Below are 4812 nucleotides of genomic sequence, written 5' to 3'. Positions count from 1 at the left end.
TTTTATTGCACCGACGTCAAAACCAATAGATGCATATAATGCAAATGTATCTTCTGAGGTCATGTTTGACTTGTCTGTATAGTATTGAATATAATTTACAATTGATTTTCTTGTGATTTTTACTCCTTTTGGAATGCCTGTGGTACCGCTAGTGTACAATATGCATGCTAAATCTCCATAAATTACAGGCAAGTGTGTTAAACAATCTTCAGCATCATTTATAATCTCAGATATATTTAAAATAGTACAGTCACTATCCAAATTGGATATGCGTTCTTCAGTTTCATCACTGACAATAACAACTTTGGATTGAGTATCATTCAATATGAAGCTCAATCGATTGTCCGGAAGGGCATCATCTAAAGGAACATAAGTTGCACCGGCAGATAATATGGCCAGTATACTAAACATATAGTATTCAGACCGTTCAGTTAAAAATCCAACAGGATCATTTATCTTAACGTCCATTTCTTTTAATTTTTCAGCGATTTTATTCGCAATAAAAGCACTTTCTTCGTAACTGTAGATTTTGTCCTTAAAGGATACGAAATCATTGTTCGGATATCTTGAAAGATTATCATTAAATGCATCCAATACGTCATTATATTTTAATTCGTGTTCTGTTTCATTGATTTCATCCAAAAGTTTCAAATCTTCATCACAAACATAATTTATTTCTGATAAATTATCAACAAGCATCATTTCATGCAATATTGCCTCATATGTTTTCACAAAAGTTTGAACGAAACCTGGAGAATATTTATTGGAATGTAAAACTTTTATGCCTAATGTATCCTTTTCTAAATTGTAAATATAAAATGCAAAATCATATACTGTATCATGCTGTAACTCAACAATATCCTGCTTTAAAGAATCTTTAAATATATTATGGGCATATTGGAAAGATATGTTTGAATTTAAATCATACTCTTTTGCAAGTAAACTGAAAGGATACAAATCATATTTCATAGTAGAACTTATTATATTACTAGTTTCGCTAAGAAAAGAGGAAACATTTTGATTTTCACAATTAATCAGTAACGGTAATGTGCAAACAAACATTCCCACAGAATCAATTAAATCAATATGTCCCCGACCATCCTCAATAAAGTTGAATAATACTTTTGGTGAACCTGTGAACCTTGATAAAGTATATGCAAAGACACTGGTGAAAAACTGATTAGGAGTTATATTGCGGGTTTTTAAAAAGGAACTTAATTTATTCTCATCAATATTAAATTCATTAATGTAGGTATTATTTTTTGAGTCTTTAGTTTCTATTGAGTCTAATAGATTATTTACTTCACTTTGATCTGCCAACATCCTGTTGAAGAATTTTTTAGCTTCATCCACATAATTTGAATCAATATTTTCTTCAAATGAAATCTGTCTTAAAACACCATTGTCCACAGATGCAATTTCCCCACCCTGCAATATTTCTAAAAGATTATTCAAAAGAACATTAATGGAACTGCCGTCTAAAATTAAATGATGACAATCAACATACAGTAAAATAGACTCTCCACTTTCCACAATCAAAAAACGAGACAAATAATCCTCTAATTCAAATGGTTTAATAAAAGAATCAATGTCTTTTATTGTACCTACAATGATTTGAGGTTTAGCATCAAATACTAATGATAAAACTCCTTCATTGTTTATAACTCGAGCGGATAAAATTGGATGGATATCCAATAATTTATAGATTGCAGTTTTAATTTCATCAATACTGTATTGATTCTTAATGAATTTGATTTTAAATGGAAGATTATATGCAGTACCCATAGATTTTACACTTTCATCAAGATAAACATTTAATTGTGCTTTTGATAAAGGACAGATATCTTCAAAAGTATACTTAAGTTCAACGGCCCTCATCGCGTTTAAATTAAACTTAATATGATTAGAAATATTGAATGGTGTTGAAAGCTCAAGAATTTCATTTGAAGCCAGACTAACATTTAACTTATCTTTTAATACTCTTTGTAAATTCATTGTAGATAATGAATTACCTCCCAATGCAACAAAATCATCATCAATATAAACATAATCAAGATTTAAAACCTCACAATATGCATCAACTACATTTTTAAGAATTTTATCATTAATTTCTACATCATCATTATCTCTTGATGTCTTTTTTAAAGCAACTTTATCAATTTTCCCATTAATATTTAAAGGGATTTTATCCAATTCTATAAAGAGTGATGGAATCATATATTGTGGTAATTCCTCTTTTAAAGCATTTTTAACATCATTAACATTTAAATCATCATTGTTTGTTGTGTAATATGCAATGAGATTGTCTGAGTCAACATCCAAGTAAACATCATTTATTTGATTGAATTTTTTCATGATGTTTAATATTTCTCCAGATTCTATTCTAAATCCTCTCACAGACAATTGGTCATCCATTCGTCCAATAATTTCAATTTCCCCATTGAAATTATAATAACCAATATCTCCAGTACAATACATTCTTTTGTTACTCTCACAATCACTAAAAGGATTATTCCTGAAAGATTTATTGGTCAATTCCTCATTATTGAGATAACCAGGACTTATGTATTCACTGGAAATACAAATTTGGCCCGGAACACCAATAGGAACCTGATTATAATTATCATCAAGAATATAAACCCAAGTATTAGCAATAGGTTTTCCAATTGGTATTTTATCCCCAATATTGTCTAAATCATAAGTATTTGATACTGATAAAATTACTTCAGTAGTCCCATAGAAATTCATTAATCGAGTTTTATTTTGGCGATTTTTTATTTCATTTAATTTCGCACCGGCCACCACAATAAATTTTAAATCAATATCCTCATTTTCAAAAACAACAGAACCAATTACTGTTGGCAATGTTAATCCCGTAATTGGATTTTCTTTTAAACTTTCAATAAATAATAAAATATCATTTTTTTCATTTTCATTGTATATTCTGCAGGTTAATCCCAAATATAACGTATAATAAAGTGATGAAGATGCTATGAAACTGAAACTTGGATAACATCCAATAATATCGTCACCAGAACAATTTACAATATTTTTATATGAAACAGATATCCCCTTAATTTGTTTGTTTGAAACTTTTACACCTTTAGGAAGTCCCGTTGTTCCTGATGTGAATATAATACATAGCAAATCTTCTTCATTTGATAATATTTCTATATTTTCATTATTAGTAGTATTTAAATCTTCTATACATATTACATCAACAGCAACATCTTTTGATTTGGACAATTCACTAGTAGTAATAACATATTCACAATTAGAAATGTTTAACATATGTTGTATACGTTTATTTGGATAATCAGGTTCAATAGGTACAAATATAGCTCCAATTTTATTTACTGCTAAAGCTAACTCAGGGAAATGATAATTTCGGGGAAGCATTAAACCTACGAAAGTATTTGGTGCAATACCATAATCCTTCTGTAAAATACTTGCAATACTATTGCTTGAATAATCCATGTCTTGATAAGTAACTTGGTTTATACCATCATCTATTGCAATTTTATCTGGAGTTTTTATAGCATTTTCATGAAATATTTGAGAAAAAGTTTTATTGTCCCCAACATTAAGGGAGTGTCCTTTACTAAAGTTATCGATTAATAATTTCTCATCATCTGAGAGCAAATCAATTTTTCCACAAGATTTTAAAGGTGAATTTAAAACATTACTTATTAATGTAGATAAATTACTCGCCATATGATTAATATATTCTTTTAGAAAAATAGATGAATTATAGACCAATTCCAAGTAATCTTCATGAATATTTAAAGTCAAAACAGAATCAGAATTATTAAAATCATTGATAGAATAAAAAATATCAATATCCTCATCATTATACTTGTGTGGGTTATCACAAGCCATTGAAACTCGATTTAAATAGTCTTTGAATGAATCATCTTTAACATAGTCTATAATAATGATTGAATCACCATTAGTTTTTAAAATACAACCTTCAGTCCCATCTATTCGTGATAAATATAATGCAAAAATACTAGTAAAGAACTTAAAATTTGAAATACCGTTAGTTCTGACAAATTCCTCTATTTTTAGAATTAAATCATCCGATAATTGAATTTTTTTACAATCATAGTCTTTTACTAACATATTATAAAACTTAACATATGTTTCTTTATTTTTTAATAAATCCCAATCCATATAAACACTTACCATGCCATTAATATTATTATCTGTGAATTCATATTGTTTTGATTAATGAAAATTATCAGTAAAACTTTATTTTATCCCATTAAATACCAATTAAATCAATATTATTTTATTAAGCAATCAATACAAATGTTATTGCTAAAAGGATAGTCATTATAAAAATCCATATAATCAAAAATACTTTTTTAATATCGCTTTCACCTTTTGTAATATAAGATTCGCCTTTTATATCAGAAGATCTTTTTCTAGTGTTCTTATACTGCTCATCATTTCTTAAAAAGTTATAAAAAGCCCTGCAAATGAAAATAAAGACTATAATAAAAATCCCAGAATAAATAATATTCCATTTAGTCAACATTACAACAGAAGATAAAAGTAACATTAACATTAAAAATAAAACTCCCGTAATTACCAGTGATATATATTTATTAAAAATCATAATCTTATATTTAATATAAAGTACATAATAAAGATTTAGTGAGTAATATAGACTCTTTCAAAAACTTTGTTGATTTTCAAAATCGGTTTTTCGATTTTGATTCCAAATTAAATCTCTGAGATATATTCGTTTTAAAACGCCTCGTTTAGTCTTAAATGTTCGTTTTCTGGATTTTGGCATTGTTTTTTGAA

2 protein-coding genes are annotated in these 4812 nt (G+C 27.6%); both read right to left on the bottom strand.

Annotated features, from left to right (window positions below; translation table 11 throughout):
- The coding region (locus tag ACKI5C_RS10035) for an AMP-binding protein (RefSeq protein ID WP_407432984.1) at positions 1–4173 on the bottom strand (4173 nt) is incomplete at its 3' end.
- 121 nt (positions 4174–4294) lie between these two features.
- A complete protein-coding gene (locus ACKI5C_RS10030) occupies positions 4295–4570 on the bottom strand; it encodes a hypothetical protein (RefSeq protein WP_407432983.1) in 276 nt (91 codons plus the stop codon).
- Between the last annotated feature and the right edge of the window lie 242 nt (positions 4571–4812).

This window comes from Methanobrevibacter sp. (genome assembly GCF_045646045.1).
Classification (GTDB): domain Archaea; phylum Methanobacteriota; class Methanobacteria; order Methanobacteriales; family Methanobacteriaceae; genus Methanocatella.
Note: the sequence above shows the minus strand (reverse complement) of the source record. Positions and strands in the feature narration are given on the sequence as shown.

Excerpts from the sequence above, each read along its gene's own strand:
- ACKI5C_RS10030 (WP_407432983.1), bottom strand. The coding sequence starts at position 4,570 with ATGTTAATGTTACTTTTATCTTCTGTTGTAATGTTGACTAAATGGAAT.